Origin of the sequence: Achromobacter sp. (assembly GCF_036567245.1) — a bacterium.
Classification (GTDB): Bacteria; Pseudomonadota; Gammaproteobacteria; order Burkholderiales; family Burkholderiaceae_B; genus Achromobacter.
The window spans coordinates 1-1,839 of the sequence record NZ_DATCUY010000367.1 but is presented as its reverse complement, the minus strand read 5'-3'; the positions used below and the strand labels follow the sequence as shown (position 1 = coordinate 1,839).

Genomic DNA, 1,839 nt, shown 5'->3' with positions numbered 1-1,839 from the left:
GCGATGCCCAGGCCGGCGGCCAGGCCGCCCGCGGCGGTACGGGTCAGGAAGGCGCGCCGTCCGGGGCGCTGCGCGGTGGTCATGATGTGTGTCCTTGCGTTCGGATGAGAGTCCGCTCAGCCCTGGCTGAGCGTGGCGTAGGTGGCGCGGCCGATGGCCACCAGCGCGCCCTGGTCGTTGTAGAGGTCGACGTCGGCCACGCCCACGCTGCGGCCGTTGCGGCGCACGCGGGCCACGGCGGTCAGCGCGGTGTTCACGGCCGGACGCAGATAGTCGACGCGGAAGTTGATGGTCGGCAGGCCGCGGCCCAGCAACATGCCCACGGCGAAATCGCCCACGGTGTCGATCACGGCGGCCAGCGGGCCGCCATGCCATTGGCCGCTGGCCGCGCCGCGCTCGAATTCCGGGCGCATGGGGGCCAGTACGGTCAGTTCGCCTTGATCATGGTTCACGTCGCGCACTGATAAGCCCAGCCAGGCGATGAACGGCGAATCGTCGAACTTGGCCTGGATCGCCGCCGCGTCCAGGGTGGCGGGGGGCGCTTTTGGATTCGCGCTCATGCCGACACCAGCACTTTGCCGACGATCTTGCGATCTTCCAGCGAGGCCAACGCTTCTGCGCCTTGCTCCAATGGCCACTTGCGGTCCACGTGAACCTGCAGCCGGCCGTCGCGCACCAGCGCCAGCAGCTCGTGCAGGTCCTCGCGCTCCCAGCCATTGGAGCCGCGGATCTGCAGCTCGAAGGTCCAGATGTAGCGCAGGTCTTCCTTGGGGTCGAAGCCCGCGGTGGCGCCGCAGGTCAGCAGGCGGCCGCCCAGGCGCAGGCAGCGCAAGGACTTGACCCAGGTGTCGCCGCCGGTGAAGTTGACCACCACGTCCACGCCGCCGGGCTTGCCGGAGCGGCGGCGTGATGGTTTGCCGAAGCGTTCCTGGACCGCCTTGAGGAAGTCTTCTTCGGTGTACAGGATGACGTGGTCGGCGCCCAGGGCGCGCAGCGTCTCGGCCTTTTCGGGACTGCCGGCGCAGGCGATGACTTCGGCGCCGGCCAGCTTGGCCAGTTGCACGGCGCACACGCCCACGCCGCCGCTGGCGCCCAGGATCAGGACTTTTTCGCCGGGCCGGACCTGGCCGATGCGGTTCATCATGCGCAGGGCGGTGCCGTAGGCCACGGGCAGCGCCGCCGCCTGGTCGAAACTGACTTCGTCGGGCAGGCGCAGCAGCTGGTGCGCCGGCACGCGGCACAGTTCGGCCAGGCCGCCGTGGATGGTCTCGCCCACCAGACCGCCGTCGACCCGGTCTATCGGATCGACCAGCACGCGGTCGCCCGCCTTCCAGTCGCGCACGTTGGCGCCGGTCTGCACCACCACGCCGGCCACGTCCAGGCCGATGATGACGGGAAAGGGCAGCTTGATGCCGGGCATGCCGCGGCGGGTGAAGACGTCGTGGTAGTTCAGCGACGAAGCCTGGACGCGGATGACCACGTCATCGGGACCGGCGACGGGATCGGGGAATTCGGTTTCCAGGCGCAGCTTGTCGCTGCCGCCGTGTTCACGCAAGACAATGGCTTTCATGAGTTTCTTGAAGAAGGGATGAAGGGAGAAATCACCACGCGGCCAGGCCGGCGATGGCCTGGCGCGTGATCTGCAGGCCGTGGGCCACCACATTGCGGCGCCAGACGCTGGACACGGGCACGAAGGCATCGACCAGGTCCGCGCGCAGCTGCGCATCGCGCGCCGCGTCAGGCGCGGCGGGGGCCTTGAAACGCAGCCATTGGTCCAGCCTCAGGGCCGGCCGCATTTGCAAACCGCGCGTGCCGAACTCGACCACCGCGCCGGCCAGC

4 protein-coding genes are annotated in these 1,839 nt (G+C 69.4%); all 4 read right to left on the bottom strand.

Going from position 1 to position 1,839, the window contains the following annotated elements; genetic code table 11:
- The coding region (locus VIR09_RS31600; protein ID WP_414639433.1) for a twin-arginine translocation signal domain-containing protein at positions 1 to 83 on the bottom strand (83 nt) is incomplete at its 3' end.
- A gap of 33 nt (positions 84 to 116) precedes the next feature.
- On the bottom strand, positions 117 to 560 hold the full coding sequence (locus tag VIR09_RS15790) for a PaaI family thioesterase (protein WP_332013724.1): 444 nt from the start codon (positions 558 to 560) through the stop codon (positions 117 to 119).
- Positions 557 to 1,570 (bottom strand): quinone oxidoreductase family protein, encoded by a 1,014-nt coding sequence (locus VIR09_RS15785; RefSeq protein WP_332013723.1) that lies wholly within the window; start codon positions 1,568 to 1,570, stop codon positions 557 to 559. The genes VIR09_RS15790 and VIR09_RS15785 overlap by 4 nt, the downstream gene beginning before the upstream one ends.
- Before the next feature lie 31 nt (positions 1,571 to 1,601).
- Positions 1,602 to 1,839, bottom strand: a 238-nt coding sequence (locus tag VIR09_RS15780; protein WP_332013722.1) for a DUF2817 domain-containing protein, incomplete at its 5' end; no start/stop codon positions are given.

Excerpts from the sequence above, each read along its gene's own strand:
- VIR09_RS15785 (WP_332013723.1), bottom strand. The coding sequence starts at position 1,570 with ATGAAAGCCATTGTCTTGCGTGAACACGGCGGCAGCGACAAGCTGCGC.
- VIR09_RS15790 (WP_332013724.1), bottom strand. The coding sequence starts at position 560 with ATGAGCGCGAATCCAAAAGCGCCCCCCGCCACCCTGGACGCGGCGGCG.